Below are 20,312 nucleotides of genomic sequence, written 5' to 3'. Positions count from 1 at the left end.
GCATGCCGCATTTCTTTATCGACCGACCGGTGTTCGCCTGGGTGGTCGCCTTGTTCATCCTGCTGGCCGGCGCCCTGGCCATCCCGCAGTTGCCGGTGGCGCAGTACCCCAACGTCGCCCCACCGAAGGTGGAAATCTACGCCGTCTACCCCGGCGCTTCGGCGCAAACCGTGGATGAAGGCGTGGTCAGCCTGATCGAGCAAGAGCTCAACGGTGCCGATCACCTGCTGTATTTCGAATCCCAGAGCAGCCTGGGCAGCGCCACCATCACCGCGACCTTCCAACCCGGCACCGATCCGGCGATGGCCCAGGTCGATGTGCAGAACCGCCTGAAAGCGGTTGAGCCGCGCCTGCCTGCCGCCGTGACCCAGCAAGGCTTGCAGGTGGAAAAGGTTTCCGCCGGCTTCCTGCTGCTCGCCACCCTCACCTCCAGTGACGGCAAGTACGACGAAAGCGCCCTCAGCGACTACCTGGCGCGTAATGTGATGAACGAGATCAAGCGTCTCGACGGTGTCGGCAAGGCCCAGCTGTATGGCGCCGAGCGGGCCATGCGGATCTGGATCGACCCGCAGAAACTGGTGGGTTTCAACCTGACCCCGGCGGACGTCAGCGCCGCCGTGGCCGGGCAGAACGCCCAGGTCTCGGCGGGTAGCATCGGCGACCTGCCGGCCCGTCCGACTCAGGAAATCAACGCCGCGGTGCTGGTCAAGGGCCAGTTGAGCACGCCGAAGGAATTCGCCGATATCGTCCTGCGGGCCAACCCCGACGGTTCCAGCGTGCGTATCGGCGATGTCGCCCGGGTGGAAATCGGCAGCCAGGACTACCAGTACGGCACCCGCCTGAACGGCAAGCCGTCCACCGCCTTCAGCGTCCAGTTGAGCCCCGGCGCCAATGCCCTGCACACCGCCACCCTGGTGCGCGCCAAGCTCGACGAGCTGTCGCGCTACTTCCCGGCCGGGGTTGAATACAAGATCCCCTATGACACCTCGCCCTTCGTCAAGGTCTCGATCACCAAGGTGATCTACACCCTGGGCGAAGCCATGTTGCTGGTGTTCGCGGTGATGTTCCTGTTCCTGCAGAACATCCGCTACACCCTGATCCCGACCCTGGTGGTGCCGGTGGCGCTGATGGGGACGTTTGCCACCATGCTGGCCCTGGGTTTCTCGATCAACGTACTGACCATGTTCGGCATGGTCCTGGCCATCGGCATCCTGGTGGACGACGCCATCGTGGTGGTGGAGAACGTCGAACGGATCATGGCCAACGAGGGGCTCTCACCGCGAGACGCCACGCGCAAGGCCATGGGCCAGATCAGCGGCGCCATCATCGGCATCACCCTGGTGCTGGTGGCGGTGTTTATTCCCATGGCCTTCATGCAGGGCTCGGTTGGAGTGATCTACCAGCAGTTCTCGCTGTCCATGGCCACCTCGATCCTGTTCTCGGCCTTCCTTGCCCTGACCCTGACCCCGGCCTTGTGCGCCACCCTGCTCAAGCCGATTGCCCCGGGCGAGCATCACGCCAAGGGCGGTTTCTTCGGCGCGTTCAACCGGCGTTTCGAGCAGTTGAGCAATAAATATGAAGGCTGGGTGGTCTATGCGCTGAAACGCAGCGGCCGTTACCTGGTGGTCTACGGTCTGTTGCTGGTCGTGCTGGGGCTGTGCTTCATGCGCCTGCCCGCCTCGTTCCTGCCGGTGGAAGACCAAGGCTACACCATCACTGATATCCAGCTGCCGCCGGGAGCGAGCCAGAACCGCACGATCAAGGTGGTGGAACAGATCGAAGCCCATAACGCCACGGAACCGGGCGTCGGTGACACCACCATGATCCTCGGCTTCAGTTTCTCCGGCAGCGGGCAGAACGCCGCCCTGGCCTTCACCACCTTGAAGGACTGGTCGGCGCGGGGTGCCAAGGACTCGGCGCAAGCCATTGCCGACCGCGCCAACCTGGCGTTGGGCGAGATCAAGGACGCCGTGGCCTACGCCATCCTGCCACCGCCGGTGGACGGCCTCGGCACTTCCAGTGGTTTCGAGTTCCGTTTGCAGGACCGTGGCGGCGTGGGGCATGAGGCGCTGATGAAAGCCCGTACCCAGTTGCTGGCGGCGGCGGAAAAGAGCCCGGTGCTGGCCAATGTCCGCGAAAGCGCCCTGGCCGAAGCGCCACAGGTGCAGCTGGAGGTCGACCGTCAGCAGGCCAATGCCCTGGGGGTGTCCTTTGCCGATATCGGCGCCCTGCTCTCCACCGCCCTGGGCTCGAGCTATGTCAACGACTTCCCGAACCAGGGGCGCATGCAGCGGGTGGTGATCCAGGCCGAAGGCGACCAGCGTAGCCAGGTGGCCGATCTGCTGAAGATCAATGTGCGCAACAGCGGCGGGAAAATGGTGCCGTTGTCGGCCTTTGTCCGGGCGCACTGGACCCAGGGTCCGGCGCAACTGACCCGTTACAACGGCTACCCGGCAATTGCCATTTCCGGCGAGCCCAAGGCCGGACACAGCACCGGGCAGGCCATGGCGGAGATGGAGCGGCTGGTGACGCAGTTGCCGGCGGGACTGGGCCTGGAATGGACCGGTTTGTCCTTGCAGGAGCGGTTGTCCGGTTCCCAGGCGACGACGCTGCTGGGGCTGTCGCTGCTGGTGGTATTCCTGTGTCTGGCGGCCTTGTATGAAAGCTGGTCGATCCCGACCTCGGTGCTGCTGGTGGTGCCACTCGGGGTGCTTGGCGCGGTACTGGCGGTGACCTTGCGCGGGATGCCCAACGATGTGTTCTTCAAGGTCGGGTTGATCACCATCATCGGTCTTTCGGCGAAGAACGCGATTTTGATCATCGAGTTCGCCAAGAGTCTGTACGACGAGGGGCATGATCTGCTGGATGCGACGGTGCAGGCGGCTCGGCTGCGCTTGCGTCCGATCATCATGACGTCCCTGGCGTTTATCCTCGGGGTGGTACCGCTGGCGATTGCCACTGGCGCCAGTTCGGCGAGCCAGCAGGCCATTGGTACCGGGGTGATCGGCGGGATGATCACGGCGACGCTGGCGGTGGTGTTCGTGCCGGTGTTTTTTGTGGTGGTGATGCGGTTGGCCAGAGGCAGGCGTCAAAGCTCATCAACGGCGAAACAGGTACCAGGGGCTATTGCACCAACTGATTGATCTCGATGATCGGCAGCAACACCGCCATCACGATCAACAGCACCACCGCCCCCATCACCACGATCATCAAGGGTTCGAGCAGCGCGGTCATGGCCATGGCCCGCCGCTCGATATCCCGCGACAAGGTCTGCGCCGCCCGCTCCAGCATCGGCGGCAACGAACCGGTCTTCTCGCCACTGGCGATCAGATGGATCAACACCGGTGGAAACACCTTCTCCACCTTCAACGCCGCCGCCAGGTTCACCCCTTCGCGGACCCGCGCCGTGGCCTCGGTCACACTCAGGCTCAGACGGTCGTTGGACACCGTCTGCCGCGCCGCCTCCAGGGCCCGCAACAACGGCACCCCGGCACCGCCGAGAATCGCCAGGGTCGAGGCAAACCGCGCAGTATTCAGCCCCAGCACAAATCGCCCGATCAGCGGCAAGCGCAAAATCCGACTATGCCAAGCCAACCGCGCCGCCGGATTGCGCAAATACAAGCGCCAGCCCCACAAACCGCCCACCAGCACGCCAAAACACAACCAGCCCCAGGCGCGGATAAAGTCACTGGCGTTGAGCATCGCCACCGTCAGCCCCGGCAGATCCTGGCGAGCCTGGGAAAAAGCGCTGACCACCTGGGGCACCACATAGCTGAGGAGGAAAATCACAATGGCCACCGACACCAACCCCACCACTCCCGGGTAGATAAACGCGGTGAGAATCTTGCCCCGCAGGTTGTTGCGCTCCTCGATGTAGTCGGCCAGCCGCTCCATCACCTGGGCCAGGTCGCCAGACTCCTCGCCCGCTGCGATCAGCGCCCGGTAGATATCGGGAAAGTCCCGTGGCCGCTTGGCCAGGGCTTCGGCCAGACGCATGCCGCCACGTACATCGGCGCGCACCGCGCTCAGGGTCTGGGCAATGTGCTTGCGCTCGGCCTGCTCCACCGTCGCGCTCAACGCAGCTTCCAGCGGCAGGCTGGCGCCCAGCAGGCTCGCCAGTTGCCGGGTGGCCCAGGCCAGGTCGTTGTCCGAGAGTTTGGCGCTGAACATCCCGCCGGCACTGCCACCGCCCTGGACGCCATCGGCCTGGACCAGCAAGGCGGTCAGTCCGCGACTGCGCAGCAGACCCATGGCCGCGCCCTGGCTGTCGGCTTCCAGATGACCGGTTTCGATCCTGCCCAGGGCGTCGGCGGCTTCGAAGCGATAGCGATTCATCAGGCGTCCCGTGTCACGCGAAGGATTTCTTCCGGCGCGGTGGCGCCGCTGCGTACCCAGCGCTCGCCGTCCTCGCGCATGCTCAACATCCCGGCAGCCCGCGCGGCCAGGCGCAGGGCCTGCTCGCCGGCACCCTGGTGGATCAGGCTGCGGATATCGTCGTCAATGCAGAACAGCTCGTGGATACCGGTACGACCGCTGTAGCCGGTGTGATTGCACACACTGCAGCCCAGCGGCCGCCAGGTGCCGGGCGCGGCCGGGTCTTCCTGGCGACAGTGCTGGCACAGGCGCCGGACCAGGCGCTGGGCGAGCACGCCGAGCATCGACGAGGCCAGCAGGAACGGTTCCACGCCCATGTCGATCAGGCGGTTGACCGCCGACACCGCGTCGTTGGTGTGCAGGGTCGCCAGCACCAGGTGCCCGGTGAGCGAGGCCTGCACGGCAATCTGCGCGGTTTCCAGGTCGCGGATCTCGCCGATCATGATGATGTCCGGATCCTGGCGCAGGATCGCCCGCAAGGCCAGGGCAAAGGTCATGTCGATCTTGGCATTCACCTGGATCTGGCTGATCCCCGGCAGGTCGTATTCCACCGGGTCCTCGACGGTGAGGATATTGCTGGTACTGGCGTCGAGCCGGGCCAGGGCGGCGTAGAGGCTGGTGGTCTTGCCGCTGCCGGTGGGGCCGGTGACCAGCACGATACCGTGGGGCTGGCGGATCAGATGGTCGAGCCGGGACAGCACATCGGGGTCCATGCCCAGGGTTTCCAGTTGCAGGCGTCCGGCCTGTTTGTCCAGCAAGCGCATCACCACCCGTTCGCCATGGCCGGTGGGCACGGTGGAGACACGGATATCGATGGGCCGGCCGGCCACGCGCAAGGCAATGCGGCCGTCCTGGGGCAGGCGTTTCTCGGCGATATCCAACTGCGCCATGATCTTGATCCGCGACACCAACGCGCCGTGCAGGGCCTTGCGGGGCGAGACCACGTCGCGCAGGGTGCCGTCGACCCGGTAGCGCACCACCGAATGGGTCTCGAAGGGTTCGATATGGATATCGCTGGCCTCGTCCCGCGCGGCCTGGGTCAGCAAGGCGTTGATCATGCGGATCACCGGAGCGCCGTCCTGGGTGTCAAGCAGGTCGGTGATTTCCGGGATGTCCTGCATCAGCCGGTCGAGATCCACTTCGTTTTCCGCCGCCCCGACCACCGCCGCCGCGCTGCCGGTGTCGGCATAGGCGCTGGCGAGCAGGCCGTCGAGTTCCTCGTCGCGGACCTGTTCCAGGCGGGCCGGACCGAACTGTCGGCGGACTTCGCTGATGGCCCAGCCGGGGGTCGATGGACAGGCGGTCAATACCGCCCCGTCCTCGCCGTCGCGCAGCAGGACCCGCTGCGCCTTGGCCCAGGCGTACGGCAGTGCACTCATGGCTGGGTACGCTCATTGATCGACAGCGGCACCGCGCGAATCGCCGCCCGCGGCGTTTGCGGGGTCGACGGCGCGGAACCCGGGATGGCCTGGGCCGCGTTCGGCAACTGCGGCGCCTGCATATCCGGCATGGCCCAGCTGCGCTCCGGTTGCAGGCTGCCCTGGGCCCGGCGGATAAAGTCATAACGGTTCAGGGTGATGCTCCGTCCCGCCGCCCCGTCGCGAATGATATAGGGCCGCAGGAACACCATCAGGTTGGTCTTGTTGGTCTCGCGCCGCTCATGACGAAACAGCGCACCGATCCCGGGAATACTCGACAGAAAGGGCACGCCATCATTGGTCTGGGTATAACCGTCCTGCAACAGGCCGCCGAGGACCATGATCTGCCCGTCATCCAGCAGGATGCTGGTATCGATGGCGCGTTTATTGGTCACCGTACCGGCCGCCGCCGCCGAGGCGCGATCATCCACCGTGCTGACTTCCTGGTAGATATCCAGCTTGACCGTGCCGCCTTCGGAAATCTGCGGCCGCACATTGAGCTTGAGGCCGACCTCCTCGCGCTGGATGGTCTGGAACGGGTTGTTGCTCGAGCTGCTGCCGCTGGTGACATACTGGCCGCTGACAAAGGGGATGGTCTGGCCGACGAAGATGCTCGCCACTTCGTTGTCCAGGGTCAGCAGGTTCGGCGTCGACAGTACATTGGAACCACCCTTGGTTTTCAAGGCCCGGGCCAGGACCTTGAGGTCCATGACCTGACCGACACCGGGGATATTCACCGCGCCCTTGACCAACCCAAGACTCAACCCCTGGGGCAACACGTCGATGCTGTTCTTGGCAGTACTGACCAGATTGGTCCCACCCAGGTTGACCCCGCCGATCACGCTATTGCCGGCCAGGTTGCCGGCTTGCCATTGCACGCCGAATTCATTGGCATCGTCTTCGCTGACTTCGACGATCAGGCTTTCGATCACCACCTGGGCGCGACGCTGGTCCAGTTGGTCGATGACTTCCCGCAGGTTGCGGTACAACGGGTCCGGCGCGCTGATCAGCAAGGTATTGGTGGTGGCATCGGCCTGGATGGTCACCCCACCCGCGGAAAACGCCACACTCTGGTCCGAGCCCTGGCTGGCGGTACCCGTCCGCGCGCCCTGGGCGCTTGAAGACCCGCTGGTGGCACTGCCCGTGCCACTGCTCGAGGTGCCGCCGCCGCTCTGGGTGCTGGCCTGGCCATTCTGGCTGCTATTGCTGTTCATCCCGCCGTTGCTGAGCATGGCCCGGGTCGGATCGCCCTTGCCGTCGCCACTGTCGCTTTCCCCCGTGAGCAGCCCACGCAGGGCCTGGGCCAGCTTGCCGGCCTGGGCATTGCGCAGGTACACCACGTGCAGGTTGCTCGGGTTGCTCTGGGCATTGTCCAGCTTGTAGATCAGTTCCCGCGCCAGCTGCGTGCGCTCCGGGCTGCCAGAGCGAATGATGATCGAATTGGAACGCGGGTCGCCGAGCACGACGATCTTCTGGGTCGGGTCATTGCCGGGGCTGTCCAGCAGTTCGGAAACCATGCTGGCGATATCGCTGGCAATGCCGTTCTGGATCGTCACCACATCGGTGTCGATGGCGCTGGGGGTGTCGATACTGGCGATCAGCGTGGCGACCCGGTCCAGGTTCTGCGCGTAATCGGTGATCACCACGGTGTTGTTGCCCGGGTAGGCATTGATCGGGTTGTTCGGCGAGACGATCGGCCGCAGCACCGGGATCAGGTTCACCGCGTTTTCGTATTGCAGGCGGAAGGTGCGGGTCAGCATACCGCCCTGGGCCGGACGGTCGGCGCTGTAGATCGGCCCGCCGAGCAGCTTGGCATCGGCTTCCGGCACCACCTGGCTGACCCCGCCCACATCCACCACGCTGAAGCCTTGCATGCGCAGGGCCGCCAGCAGCATGTCATAGGCGCGATGGGCCGGCACCTCGCCTTCGGAGACCAGGGTCAGGGTGCCCTTGACCCGTGGGTCCACCAGGAACTGCTGGCCGGTGGAACGCGACAATGCGCGCACCACCGCCTGGATATCGGCGTCGACGAAGTTCAACTGCACCGGCTGGTTGCCCAGGGGACTGGCCGCCGGAACGCCCTTGGCCGGGCCTTTGCCCGTACCGGGATTGATCGGCGCGCGCGTCTGCCGATGTTGCTGCTCCACCTGGGCCTGGAGCCGCTGCCGGTCGGCCACGGCATCGCCACTCCTGACCGTCGAGGCCAGGGGCCGGCCCAACTCGCTTTCCACCAGCAATGGCGGCTGCGCCGACGGGGGTGGCGTGCTGCACGCACTCAAAGCCATCAACAACCAGGGCGCCGCGGCCTGCCGATAACGCAAGGCCGATAAAGAACCTGACCACTTCATGAAGCTTCCTTAGCGCCAAGCGCCTGATCCATGCGAACGGTTCCGGACAGTTTGCCCGCCGTGCCATCGGGTTCGGTCGCGCCCTTGCGTTGCAAACGGGCCTCGACCACCTCCAGGGTGAATAAAGGGGGATTGCCCAGCAGCCAGCCCACCAGGCCATCGGCCGGGGCGTCGTCGAAGGTCAGCAGCCAGCCGGTACCGACGTTTTGCAACTGGTAGTGCCCGGCCAGGCCGCCGGCGTCCAGGCTGCTGCGCAACCCGACCTCGATGTTCCCGGCGCTCGGACCGGCCAGCCCTTGCAGCAGGCCGTCGAGGGTCTGCGCCTGGGTGCGCAATTTGGGGGTTTCCAAGCTCCAGAAATCGATCTTGCGCAACGGCGGCTGGATCAATACGAACCACACCAGCAAGCCCGAGACGCCCAGCGCCATGCCCAGCACCAGTTGGCGCTCGCGCTGCGCCAGGTTTTGCCAATACAACCGGACCTGGCTCGAAAACTGGCGCCAGCGGTTTCGATAGCGGTTGATCAAGGCCTTATTCACTGTCGTTCTCCGCCAGCGGTTGCGGGCCGGTGGTTTTCAGGACCCAGCCGTCGGCAACCGCCGTCGCTTCCACCCCGGCCTGGGTCAGGCTGAGCTGCCAGGCCTTGTCGCGACCACCGCCCGGCGTGCCCGGCAGCGGGCTCAGGTGCAGCTCGCCATGTTCGAAGACCAGTGTTTGCAGACTGCCGACCATAAAGGGCATGGCCAGACCGGCCTGCTGGACCAGCCGGGTAAAGCCGCTGTCGCCGGGCGCACCGCTCTCACGCAGGGCCAGTTGTTGACGGGCCTGCTGCAAGGGATTGAGGATCATCGGCAAGGCCGGGAATGCCTGCTTGACCCGCTGGGTCATCCAGGCCTTGAGTTGCTGGCCCTGCTCCACCTGGCGGGCAGCGTAGAGATTGAGGCCCACGGCCCAGACCGCCACCGCGAGCACCAGGCAGGCCACGGCGCGTCCCCAACCGCCGGTGTTGCCGGCCATCGGCTGGACCGCGCCGTGCAACCCCCAACTCGGCGCTTTACCAGACCAGGCCCGCTCTTCGGGCAGGCTCTGGACCAGGGCGTTGTCCGGTGCCGAGGCCCCGATCCAATGCACCACGCCACCGCTATTGAGCAAGTCCGACAGTGCGGCATCGACGGCCGGGTGAACCTGGGCCTGGTCCTGGCTGCGGCGCATCAGCAGATGCTCGTCGCGCACGCTCACCACCGGCGCTTGGGTCGCGTCCACCGGCAGGCAATAGGCCGCCGGATACAGGCCGCGCAGCTTGAGCCCGGACTGGCGCAGCAAGGTACCGAAACGCTCCAGCAGCGCCCGTTGCAACCAGGCGACCTGCACCTGCCCCTCGGCATCCCGCGGGCTATGAACGACATGCATCGACTCGCAACCGCCGAGAATCAGTGCCTGGGCCGCACAGCCCACCGCCGCCTGAATCCTCGCCGGCGGCAGGTTGGGCAATTCGATACTGGCCAGCAGGCTGTCGCGTGGATGCAGGTAACACTCCACGGCGGCACCTTTATAGGTCTGCCCCAATTGCGCCAGGCTACTGCGGCCACGGTCGGTCAGCTTGCCCTGGCGATCCAGCCAGGCAAACTCCAGCGGGCTGTCGAGGCTCAGCGTCTCCAGCGGCAACAAGGCCAGGCGTAGCGAAGTCATACGCCCACCCGTGACCAGATCACCTGGGGCATCTGCAACTCCTGGCGGTACAGCAACACCGCCAGGCTGACCCGTCGACTGTCGCTGCGCGAGCGGGCATTGAGGCGGAACCAGTCGCTGGTGATGCCGACCTTGATATCGCTGACCACCAACTCGGGCATCTGCAGGCGATTGACGAAATCGCCACGATTGATAAACCAGCGTCCGGCGTCGCGTTCGGCCACCAGATTGCGCGCCCGCGATAACGACAGCCCCGGCACCTGGGAGGCCAGGACTTCGGCACTGGCGGTATTACCGTTGACCCAGGTGTTGGCCGGCAGGATGGTCACATGGGCCGCCAGGAGCGCCAGCACCGCGTCGTCGACACCCGCCAGGGCGCCCAGGTCATCGAGGCTGTGCAACATCGGCCGGGTCGCCGGCAGCGGCTTGAGCGCAGTAGACGGTGAAGTCAGGCGACCACTGTCGAAGCTGCCCTTGACCACGGGCGCGACGGGGACGTTATCCGGCAGCAGCGGGTAGGCGGCGGTCACCCGCTGGACGATCCGCTGACCCACGGCAGGCTTGATGCCGATCGATTCGCACAACTGCTGGAAAGCCCGCACCTGGTCGGGATCGACGCGGCTGTCACGCACCAGGTTGCGCAGGTTGAACTTGCCCTGCTCGTCCTCCAGGCGCCCGCTGAACTGCCCGCCGCGCTCGCTCAGGCCTGCGGCCACAAGCGGCTGCGCCCAGGCCTGGTCAAGACGGGTCAACGGATCGTGCTGCCGGGCATCCCAAAGTAACTGTCGACTCAGTTCCAGGCCGCCGCGCAACAGCCAGGCGCCCTGGACCCGCGACTGCTCGGCTTCGAGGCTGCGGGTAAAGACGCTCTGGCGGGCGAGCATGCCACCGGCGATCACCGCGACCACGGCGGCAATCAGCAAGGCGCTGATGATCGCCATGCCGCGTTGCCCGGCGGCTGTCAGCGAAGGATTGGTCATGGCCCGGACTACAACTGCCAGGAGCCGATATCAGCGTCGGTGCCTTCGCCGCCCGGCTTGCCGTCGGCGCCCAGGGAGAATACATCGACTTCGCCGTTGGCCCCCGGATTGAGGTACTGATAAGGACGGCCCCATGGATCGTTGGGCAGGCGTTCGAGATAAGAGCGCCAGTTGCTGTCCTTGGCATTCGCCGGCCGTTCGGCCAGGACCTTCAGGCCCTGGTTCTGGTTCGGGTAGGTGCCGTGGTCGAGGCGATAGAGCTTGAGGGCCTGCATCAGGCTGCCGATGTCCTGCCGGGCCGCGGTGACCCGGGCCTGATCGGGTCGGTCGAGGACCTTGGGCACCACAATGGCCGCCAGGATCCCGAGAATGACCACCACGACCATGATCTCGATCAGCGTGAACCCTTTCTGGGCGCCGATCCGCGAGCGGGAATTGATGTGCGCGATATCCATCTCGACATTCCTTGGCTTGATTCGATTCGCCGCGGATTGTTGCAAGAAGATATGTCACCGGTATTGAAAATCCTCGGGAGGAAATACCTGCCGCCCTGTCGCGCATTTCTATCGCCAGTGTTCGGTCTCGCAAAGCCCGGACAGTCGATTGGCGAGTGAAATCACCGCAAGCTGTATATACAGCGTGAATTTCCATCGCCGTTGCCCGCCTTTTCCTCCCCGCGACACCTTGCACACCAAAACGACCCTTGGCCGCTCAGAAACCTTGCGCCGCGCAAAACCCTACTACCATTGGTTTCAAATCGCCCCAACAGTGTGCGGCAGGCGCGGTTTTGGTGCGGTCTTTGGTGACACATTCAACGTTCAGCGGACGCTGGCGTTTTTTCGAAAACGACGGGAATCGGGTCTGCAACGCCACTCTCAGGGTGGAATAAGCGTTTTGGCCCGCATATTGCTCATCCTGTATATACAGGAACATATAGCTACCTATTCCACCCACCCTCCGCCTCAGGACACTGCCATGCCCGCACCTCTGCCGCTCAAGCCCGGTCAACTCACCCTGGATCAACTGCGCGCCATCTATCAGCAGCAATGCGCGATCGAACTGGACCCTGCCGCCCGTGAAAACGTCGACGCCAGCACCCGCACGGTGAACGAGATCATCGCCAACCAGCGCACGGTGTACGGCATCAATACCGGCTTCGGCCTGCTCGCCCGGACCTCGATTGCCACCGAGTCGCTGGCCAAGCTGCAGCGCAACCTGCTGCTCTCCCACTGCACCGGCACCGGGCCGCTGCTCGACGATGCCAGCGTCGGCCTGATCATGGCGTTGAAGGTCGGTTCGCTGGCCCGTGGTTTTTCCGGGATCCGCTGGGAAGTGATTGAAGCACTGGTCAAGCTCTATCACGCCAAGGTCTATCCGTGCATCCCATCCCAGGGCTCGGTGGGTGCCTCGGGCGACCTGGCACCGCTGGCGCATATGTCCGCCGTGCTGATCGGCGTCGGTCGCGTGCGTCACGAAGGACGGGAGATGGATGCCGTCGAAGGCCTGGCGCTTGCCGGCCTGGAACCCATGGTGCTGGGGCCGAAGGAAGGGCTGGCGCTGATCAACGGCACCCAGGTCTCCACCGCGCTGGCACTGCGCGGGCTGTTTGCCGCCGAGAAGCTGTTCAACGCCGCCGTGGTCGCCGGCAGCCTGTGCGTGGAAGCCTTGAAAGGCTCGGACGTGCCCTTCGATCCACGCATCCAGGCGGTTCGTGGTCAACCCGGGCAAATCGACGTCGCCCAGTTCTATCGTGAACTGCTGGCGGACAGTGAGATTCGCCGATCGCATATCGACTGCGCGCGGGTCCAGGATCCTTACTCGCTGCGCTGCCAGCCACAGGTCATGGGCGCTTGCCTGGACCATCTGCGCTTCGCCGCCGGGGTGTTCCTGCGTGAATCCAATGCGGTTTCGGATAACCCATTGGTGTTCAGCGCCGACGGCGACGTGCTCTCGGGTGGCAACTTCCACGCCGAACCGGTGGCGATGGCCGCTGACGTCCTGGCCCTGGCGATTTCCGAAATCGGTGCGCTGTCCGAACGGCGGATCGCCCAACTGGTCGACCCGGCGCTCTCCGGCTTGCCGGCCTTTCTGGTGCGCGAAGGCGGCCTGAACTCGGGCTTCATGATCGCCCAGGTCACCGCCGCCGCCCTGGCCTCGGAGAACAAGACCCTGGCCCACCCGGCCTCGGTGGACAGCCTGCCGACCTCGGCCAACCAGGAAGACCACGTGTCGATGGCGACCTTTGCGGCTCGCCGCTTGCTGGATATGGCCGGCAACAGCAGCGCCGTGGTGGCCATCGAACTGCTCGGTGCCGCCCAGGGTGTCGACCTGCATGCCCCGCTCAAGACCTCGGAAAAACTCTCTGAAGTCCTGGCGATGATTCGCAGCGAGGTCGCGCACTACGACGAAGACCGTTACTTCGCCCCCGATATCGCGGCGGCCAGAAACTGGGTCGAGTCCGCCGCCTTCGAACGCTGGTTGCCCGCGACACGCCTGTACGCCTGATTACAAACCGGGTTGGCGCAGCCCCGCTGCGCCTCTTTCATCACGCCATGGGGATTGCCATGCGTCGCTATTATTCAGGGCCGGATTTTCATCGGGCACAGAGCATTGCCGAACTGGCGGCCATGGCTCGGCAACGCCTGCCGTACTTCGCCTGGGAATACCTGGAAGGCGGGGCCGAGGAAGAACTGACGCTACGCCGCAATCGCCAGGCCTTTGCTGATATGGCACTGCTGCCCCGTACCCTGGTGCCTTGCAGCGTGACGCAAACCCGGCGCTCGCTGTTCGGGCGAGACCTGCCGCTGCCCATGGCCATCGGCCCCACCGGCTATAACGCGATGCTTTACCGCGATGCCGATATTCATTTGGCCCGCGCCGCCACGGAGCGCGGCCTGCCCTTCACCCTGAGTACCGTTTCCACCAGTTCCCTGGAGCAACTGGTCATGGCGGTGCCCGAGGTGAATCTCTGGTTCCAGCTCTATTGCCTGCGTGATCCTGCCGTGCGCGAGGACCTGCTGCAACGGGCCGACGCGGTCGGTTGCAGGACCTTGCTGCTGACCAGCGATGCCGTGCTATTGGGCAATCGCGAATGGGACCGGCGCAACTTCGTCCGGCCCCGGCAACTGAGCCTGCGCAACAAGCTCGACCTGCTCTGCCATCCCCGCTGGATGGCCCAGGCGCTGTGGCCACGGGGCTTGCCGAACCTGGGCAATATCGAGCGCTACCTGCCGCCCGGGCAATGCACCCTCAAAGGCTCCGCGCATTTTATCGGCAACCAGATGGACACCGGCCTCGACTGGGACGCGCTGGCCCGCTTGCGCGAGCGCTGGCCCCATCGGCTGCTGCTCAAGGGCGTGCTGCACCCGGCCGATGCCGAGAAAGCCGTGGCGCTGGGCCTCGACGGGTTGGTGGTGAGCAACCATGGCGGCCGACAACTGGACGGGGTTCCCGCCAGCATCGACTGCCTGCCGGCGATTGCCGCCGTGGCCAAGGGCAAGCTCGCGTTGCTGCTCGACAGTGGCATCCGGCGCGGCACCGACATTCTCAAAGCCTGCGCACTGGGTGCCGATGCCGTCTTGCTGGGGCGATCTACCCTGTATGGAGTCGCCGTCGGCGGACAGGCAGGCGCCGGCCATGCCCTCGACTTGCTGGCGCAAGAGCTGCGCCTGGCCCTGTCCTTGCTGGGCACTGCGAACCTGGACCAGCTTGATCGTCGTGCCCTGGTCACGACGCCCTCTATCCTTTCCGACCGTGAGTTGAGCCGATGAGCGATTTACCACACACCCTCGAACTGCTGCGTCTGGCACTGGGGAATGACGCTGTCGTCACCGGTGCCGATATCAGTCAACGTCACTACAGCGACTGGACCGGCCATTCCCCGGCCTGTCCCGCCGCGCTGCTGTTGCCGAGAACCACCGCGGACGTGGCGAGCGCCTTGCGGATCTGCAATGACGCCGGGCAATCGGTGGTTCCCCAGGGCGGCATGACCGGGCTGGCGGGCGGTGCCGTACCGAGGGTCAGCGATATCGCCCTGTCCCTGGAACGCCTGCGCGGCATTGAAGAGATCGACCCGGCCGCCGCCACCGTCAGCGTCCTGGCCGGCACCACCCTGGAGGAGATCCAGCAGGCGGCGCTCGACGCCGGCTTTGTCTTCCCCCTGGACCTGGGCGCTCGCGGCTCGTGCCAGATCGGCGGCAATATCGCCACCAATGCCGGTGGCAATGCGGTGATCCGCTACGGCATGACCCGCGACCTGGTGCTCGGCCTGGAAGTGGTCCTGGCCGATGGTCGGGTGCTCGACTTGCGCAACAAGATGATCAAGAACAACTGCGGTTATGACCTGAAACAGTGCTTTATCGGCAGCGAAGGCACCTTGGGCGTGATTACCCGCGCGGTCCTGAAGCTCGCGCCGCAACCCGGCCAGACCAGCACCCTGCTCTGCGCCCTGCCCGACTACGCCAGCGCGGTCAGCCTGTTGCGGCGGATCCAGCGCAGTGTCGGCACGCCACAGGCCTATGAGCTGATGTGGCAGGACTTCTTCCGCCTCGGGGTGAGCTGGCTGGAAAACGCGACGGCACCGATGTCACTGGAGCATCCGTTGTATGTGCTGCTGGAGTCCGCCGGTTCCCGGGAACAGCTCGAAACCTCCCTGGAAGAGGCGTTCGCCGCCGGTGAGGTCCTTGATGCGGTCCTCGCCAGTTCCCAGGCCCAGGCCAGGGGACTCTGGAAGATCCGTGAAGCGACGGGTGAGTTTCCTATCCGCATGACCCCGCTGAACTTCGACGTCAGCCTGCCGATCGGCCTGATCGGCGACTTCGTCGAGCGTTGTCGCGTACGCCTGGAACAGCGCTGGCCGGGCAACCACAGTGTGTACTTCGGCCACATCGGTGACAGCAACCTGCACCTGACCGTGGACTGCGCGTCCCTGCCCCAGCCCGCGCCGATCCTGGCCATCGAGGAACTGGTCTACAGCGCTGTCGGCGAACTCGGCGGCTCGGTGTCCGCCGAACATGGCATCGGACTGCTCAAGCGCGAGTTTCTCCATCATTCGGTCGGTCCCGAAGCCCTCGCCTTGATGCGCCAACTCAAGAACTGCTTCGACCCCAACGGCATCCTCAACCCGGGCAAGATTCTCGCCTGATGGCTGTATATACCGGAGTGGCACGTTAACTGCTGTTACCAACCTGAATCACCGCTGGAACACACACTCAACCTCGCTGCATCCCCTGAAGGAGTGACACCATGCAACTCGATTCTCTATTCAGTAAACGATTCAACGGCCTGTGCCTGGCGCTCACCCTGAGCGTCGCATCCCTGGCGGCACATGCTGATCAACTGGCGGACGTAAAGAAAGCCGGTGAACTGGTGGTAGGTACCGAGCTGCAATTTGCGCCTTTCGATTTCACCGACAATGGCAAGCAGAAAGGCCTCAACTCCGAGCTGTTCGAGCAGTTGGGCAAGGAACTGGGGGTCAAGGTGAAGTTCCTCGACCTGCCGTGGCCCAGCGTATTGCCAGGGCTTGAAGCGAAGAAATTCGACGTGGTCGCCGGCCCGATCATCGTGACCCAGGCTCGTAAAGAGCGTTATCACTTCATGCTGCCGATCGCCGAAGCCACCGTGGCCTTGATGATCGGAGCCAACGACAACAGCATCACCAAACCGCAGGACATCGCCGGCAAGGCCGTGGGCGCGGGCAAGGGCTCGGCGCAACTTGAGGAACTGAAGACCTTCGCCGCGACGCTGCCGGAGAAAGTCACCATCCGCGAATACGTCGACAACAACCAGGCCTACGCGGACCTGGCGGCCAAGCGCATCGTCGCCGTCGCCAACTCGCTGCCGAACATCTCCTATGTCGCCGCCCAGCGCAGCAATGCCTTCAAAGTGGTCCAGCCACCGTTCGGCAAGACCTCCTACTTCGCCTACCTGGGACGCAAGGATGACGACGCCAACAGCCTGATCGCCGCACTCGATGCCGCCCTGCTGAAAATGCATGCGGACGGGCGCCTGGCGGCCTTGCAGAAGAAATGGCTGGGTGCCGAGATGAATGTGCCGCAAGCCGACTTCACCCCAACCTGGTAAATCCGCCTGCCCATTGGAGGACCTGATCGCCGGCCAAGCCTGGCCGGCGATCAGGTGAGTTGGAGTCACCGCAATGTTCGATTGGCCTTTATTTTTGCAGAACCTGCCGTTGCTGCTGACCAGCCTGCTGGTGACCCTCGAGGTTTCCACCGCAGCCCTGGTGATCGGCTTTTTCATCGGCATCCTGATCGCCAGCCTGCGCCTGTCGCCGGTGCCGTTGTTCAGGCGCCTGGGGGGCGGCTACATCTTCGTGTTCCGCGGCATTCCGCTGCTGGTGCAATTGCTCTTTGTCTATTACTTCCTGCCACGGGTCGGCCTGCCCAATGTGTCGCCGCTGACGGCCGCGATCATCAGCCTGTCGTTGTGCGCCGGGGCTTATATCGCCGAAATCCTTCGTGGTGGCTTTCTCGCCATTCCCGGCGGGCAGTTGGAAGCGGCCGGGCTACTTGGCCTGAGTACCCGGCAGATGCTGATCCGTATCCGTGTACCGCAAGCCGTGCGCCTGACCCTGCCGGCCCTGGTCAATGAAATGATCCTGCTGATCAAGGCCTCTTCCCTGGTGTCGGTGGTCGGCCTCGCCGACCTGACTCGTACCGCGCAGAACCTGGCGGCCAGCGACTACCTGTTCGTCCAGGACTACCTGATGCTGGCCGGCTTCTATTGCCTGATCAATATTCCACTGGCGTTCTGCGGCGGCCTGCTGGAACGACGCCTGAAGGAGCAACTGACATGATCTTCGACTACCGGGTCATTACCGAGCACCTCGACGATATCGCCCAGGGCTTCACAGTCACCCTCGGCACCTGGTCCGCCGGGGTGGTCCTGGGGTTGTTCCTCGGCATGCTGATTGCCGTGGCCCAGTTGTTCGGCAACAACCTGATTCGCGCACCGCTACGGGCGTTTATCGAGGTCATTCGCAGCACGCCATTCCTGGTCCAGCTGTTCCTGGTCTATTACGGCGGACCGTCCTTCGGCCTCAGCCTGGACCCTGTTCCCGCCGGGATCCTCGGGCTGGGCATCTATGGCAGCGTGTACTTCGCGGAGATTTTCCGCACCGGCTTCGAGTCGGTGGCCCGCGGCCAACTGGAGGCGGCCGACTGCCTGGGCATCAGCCGCTGGCAATGCATCCTGCGCATCCAGTTGCCGCAGATGCTGGTGATCATCCTGCCGGCGCTGGTCAACCTGGTGACCATCCTGTGCAAGGAAACCGCGGTGCTGTCGATCATCACCATCCCGGAACTGACCATGGTCATGACCGGTATCGGTTCGCAAACCTTCGCCTTCGTCGAAACCCTGCTGGTGCTGTGTATCGGCTACCTGCTGCTGGTGGAGTTCTGTTCACGCCTGGGCATGTACCTGGAAACCTGGGTCGGCCGCTTCATGAGCCGGCAGCCGCAATGAACGCCCTACAACGCCCTCAGAAACCTATTGTCCCGAAACAAGGTGACCCCATGAAGACTCCCGAACAACTCCCCGGCGACTCGCAACCCATGGTGCGCCTGCACAATGTCGGCAAGAGCTTCGGCGCCCTGCGTGTACTCAAGGGGATCGACCTGCAGGTCCGGCACTCCGAAGTGGTGTGCCTGATCGGCCCTTCCGGCTCGGGCAAAAGCACCCTGCTGCGGAGCATGGCCTTTCTCGAAGAGTACGACGAAGGCGAGATTCATATCGAAGGCCAGTTGCTCGGCTATGTCCCGGACAACGGCAAGGGCCGCAAGCGCGCGGCGCAAGCCCAGATCAATCAGGTCCGGCGCAATATCGGCATGGTCTTCCAGCAGTTCAACCTGTGGCCGCACATGACCGCCCTGGGCAATGTCAGCGAAGCCCTGCTGCGCGTGCGCAAGTTGTCCAGCGCCGAGGCCCGGCAACGCGCCCTGGCGATGCTCGACAAAGTCGGCCTGGCGCACAAGGCCGATGTCTACCCGATCCAGCTCTCCGGCGGCCAGCAGCAGCGCGTGGCGATTGCCCGGGCGCTGGCCATGGAGCCGCACATCATGCTGTTCGATGAACCGACTTCGGCCCTCGACCCGGAGCTGGTGGGCGAAGTCCTGCAGGTCATGAAAACCCTGGCCAAGGAAGGCATGACCATGGTGGTGGTCACCCATGAGATGGGCTTCGCCGCACAGGTCGCCGATTCGGTGGTGTTCCTTGACCAGGGCCAGGTGGTGGCCCAGGGCACCCCACAGCAGATCTTCCACAACACCGAACACCCCCGTCTGCAGCAATTCCTGCAGAACTATCTGGATCGCAATGCGTTCTGGCAAGACAACAAAGAGGCTTCCCCGGTATGAACGCTGCTGAACTGCAACTCCTCGCCCGCCCCCAGGTCCGTGATCTGGCCAGCTACAACGCCGGCCTCGGCACCGAAGCGGTGCGTAAACGTTTCGGGCTGACCCGGGTGGCCAAGCTGGGCAGCAACGAAAATCCCCTGGGCCCGGCACCGGCGGTCGCCGCCGCCATGGCCCTGGCCTGTTCCAGCATCGCGCTGTACCCGGATGCCAGTTGCCTGGAACTGCGCGCCGCCCTCAGCGCCAAGCTCGGCGTACCGGGCAATCAGTTGGTGTTCGGCAATGGTTCCGAAGATTTGCTGAGTATCATCAGCCGGGTGTTCCTCGATCATGGCGATGAAGTGGTCACCGTAGTGCCTTCGTTCGGCCTGCACTTTATCTACCCCATCGCCGCCGGGGCCCGGGTAACGGGCGTGCCGATGACCGATGAAGGCCGCTTCGACGTGCCGGCGATGATTCAGGCGCTGACCCCGAAAACCCGCCTGTTGATGTTTTCCTGCCCGTCCAACCCGGTCGGCTGCACCCTCGACGCCGACGAGTTGCAACGGCTGTTGGCGGCGCTTCCGGCCCAGTGCCTGCTGGTGTTCGACGAGGCCTATTACGAGTACGCGCAATTCGAGGAGGGCTACCCCGACTGCCTCGGCCTGATCCAGGCCAGCGGCAAGCCCTTCATCCTCCTGCGGACCTTCTCCAAGGCCTATTCCCTGGCGGGCTTGCGGATCGGCTACGGCATTGTCAGCGACCCGATGCTCGCCGACCTGATCGACCGCCTGCGCACGCCGTTCAACATCAACCGCGTGGCCCAGGCCGCGGCGATTGCCGCCCTGGCGGATGAAGAACACCTGCAAGCCACCCTCGCCCACGTCGCCCATGAGCGCCGGCATATGGTGATCGCCCTGCAGAACCTGGGCCTGGACACCGCGCCGTCACTGGCCAACTTCCTCTTCTTCAGCACGCCCTATCCCGCTGAAACCATCAACCAGGCCTTGCTGGGCAAGGGCATCATCGTCAAACCCTGGCGTGAAGACGGGTACACAGAGTACTTGCGCGTCTCCATCGGTAGCTGTGAGGATAACGACCTTTTTCTCAAAGCCCTGGCAAGTGTTCTTGCCGCTCAAAAAGATGCGGACTGAC

General features: G+C 64.5%; 16 protein-coding genes. 9 read left to right on the top strand and 7 right to left on the bottom strand.

Annotation, left to right across the window (positions count from 1 at the left end; genetic code table 11):
- Window positions 1–2 precede the first annotated feature (2 nt).
- Complete coding sequence (locus CWE01_RS13955) at window positions 3–3,143, top strand: efflux RND transporter permease subunit (RefSeq protein WP_100941112.1); 3,141 nt, start codon at window positions 3–5, stop codon at window positions 3,141–3,143.
- On the opposite strand, the gene gspF is transcribed toward CWE01_RS13955, so the two are convergent.
- The 7 genes from gspF to gspG are packed head-to-tail and all read right to left on the bottom strand — an operon-like array spanning window position 3,124 to window position 11,264.
- The gene (gene gspF / locus CWE01_RS13950) at window positions 3,124–4,335 is read right to left on the bottom strand and encodes a type II secretion system inner membrane protein GspF (protein ID WP_100941111.1); all 1,212 of its coding nucleotides are present in this window, start codon (window positions 4,333–4,335) and stop codon (window positions 3,124–3,126) included. The genes CWE01_RS13955 and gspF overlap by 20 nt on opposite strands.
- The gene (gene gspE, locus CWE01_RS13945) at window positions 4,335–5,753 is read right to left on the bottom strand and encodes a type II secretion system ATPase GspE (RefSeq protein ID WP_100941110.1); all 1,419 of its coding nucleotides are present in this window, start codon (window positions 5,751–5,753) and stop codon (window positions 4,335–4,337) included. Before gspE ends, gspF begins: the two co-directional genes overlap by 1 nt.
- Window positions 5,750–8,140 (bottom strand): type II secretion system secretin GspD, encoded by a 2,391-nt coding sequence (gspD, locus tag CWE01_RS13940; RefSeq protein WP_100941109.1) that lies wholly within the window; start codon window positions 8,138–8,140, stop codon window positions 5,750–5,752. Before gspD ends, gspE begins: the two co-directional genes overlap by 4 nt.
- Window positions 8,137–8,679, bottom strand: coding sequence for a type II secretion system protein GspM (gene gspM / locus CWE01_RS13935; RefSeq protein WP_100941108.1), 543 nt, complete (start codon window positions 8,677–8,679; stop codon window positions 8,137–8,139). The genes gspD and gspM overlap by 4 nt, the downstream gene beginning before the upstream one ends.
- On the bottom strand, window positions 8,672–9,829 hold the full coding sequence (gspL, locus tag CWE01_RS13930) for a type II secretion system protein GspL (protein WP_100941107.1): 1,158 nt from the start codon (window positions 9,827–9,829) through the stop codon (window positions 8,672–8,674). Before gspL ends, gspM begins: the two co-directional genes overlap by 8 nt.
- Window positions 9,826–10,809, bottom strand: a complete 984-nt coding sequence (gene gspK / locus CWE01_RS13925) for a type II secretion system minor pseudopilin GspK (protein WP_100941106.1) — start codon at window positions 10,807–10,809, stop codon at window positions 9,826–9,828. The genes gspL and gspK overlap by 4 nt, the downstream gene beginning before the upstream one ends.
- Window positions 10,810–10,817: 8 nt before the next feature.
- Window positions 10,818–11,264: a type II secretion system major pseudopilin GspG gene (gene gspG / locus CWE01_RS13920; protein ID WP_100941105.1), complete on the bottom strand. Its 447-nt coding sequence runs from the start codon at window positions 11,262–11,264 to the stop codon at window positions 10,818–10,820.
- 520 nt (window positions 11,265–11,784) lie between these two features.
- Between gspG and hutH the strand changes: the two genes are divergently transcribed.
- From hutH to hisC, 8 genes are all read left to right on the top strand, one after another.
- The gene (hutH, locus tag CWE01_RS13915) at window positions 11,785–13,314 is read left to right on the top strand and encodes a histidine ammonia-lyase (RefSeq protein ID WP_100941104.1); all 1,530 of its coding nucleotides are present in this window, start codon (window positions 11,785–11,787) and stop codon (window positions 13,312–13,314) included.
- Window positions 13,315–13,373: 59 nt separating this feature from the next.
- Complete coding sequence (locus CWE01_RS13910) at window positions 13,374–14,579, top strand: alpha-hydroxy acid oxidase (RefSeq protein ID WP_100941103.1); 1,206 nt, start codon at window positions 13,374–13,376, stop codon at window positions 14,577–14,579.
- On the top strand, window positions 14,576–15,952 hold the full coding sequence (locus CWE01_RS13905; protein ID WP_100941102.1) for an FAD-binding oxidoreductase: 1,377 nt from the start codon (window positions 14,576–14,578) through the stop codon (window positions 15,950–15,952). The genes CWE01_RS13910 and CWE01_RS13905 overlap by 4 nt, the downstream gene beginning before the upstream one ends.
- Window positions 15,953–16,053: 101 nt before the next feature.
- A complete protein-coding gene (locus CWE01_RS13900; protein ID WP_100941101.1) occupies window positions 16,054–16,890 on the top strand; it encodes a transporter substrate-binding domain-containing protein in 837 nt (278 codons plus the stop codon).
- A 73-nt stretch (window positions 16,891–16,963) separates the two neighbouring features.
- Window positions 16,964–17,623 (top strand): amino acid ABC transporter permease, encoded by a 660-nt coding sequence (locus CWE01_RS13895; protein WP_100941100.1) that lies wholly within the window; start codon window positions 16,964–16,966, stop codon window positions 17,621–17,623.
- Window positions 17,620–18,291, top strand: a complete 672-nt coding sequence (locus tag CWE01_RS13890) for an amino acid ABC transporter permease (RefSeq protein WP_100941099.1) — start codon at window positions 17,620–17,622, stop codon at window positions 18,289–18,291. The genes CWE01_RS13895 and CWE01_RS13890 overlap by 4 nt, the downstream gene beginning before the upstream one ends.
- Window positions 18,292–18,341: 50 nt before the next feature.
- Entirely contained in the window at window positions 18,342–19,181 is an 840-nt protein-coding gene (locus tag CWE01_RS13885) for an amino acid ABC transporter ATP-binding protein (RefSeq protein ID WP_305729707.1), read from the top strand.
- Window positions 19,178–20,311: a histidinol-phosphate transaminase gene (gene hisC / locus CWE01_RS13880; RefSeq protein ID WP_100941097.1), complete on the top strand. Its 1,134-nt coding sequence runs from the start codon at window positions 19,178–19,180 to the stop codon at window positions 20,309–20,311. Before CWE01_RS13885 ends, hisC begins: the two co-directional genes overlap by 4 nt.
- The last annotated feature ends 1 nt before the right edge of the window (window position 20,312 follow it).

This window comes from Pseudomonas sp. QS1027, from assembly GCF_002814235.1.
Classification (GTDB): domain Bacteria; phylum Pseudomonadota; class Gammaproteobacteria; order Pseudomonadales; family Pseudomonadaceae; genus Aquipseudomonas.
Note: the sequence above shows the minus strand (reverse complement) of the source record. Positions and strands in the feature narration are given on the sequence as shown.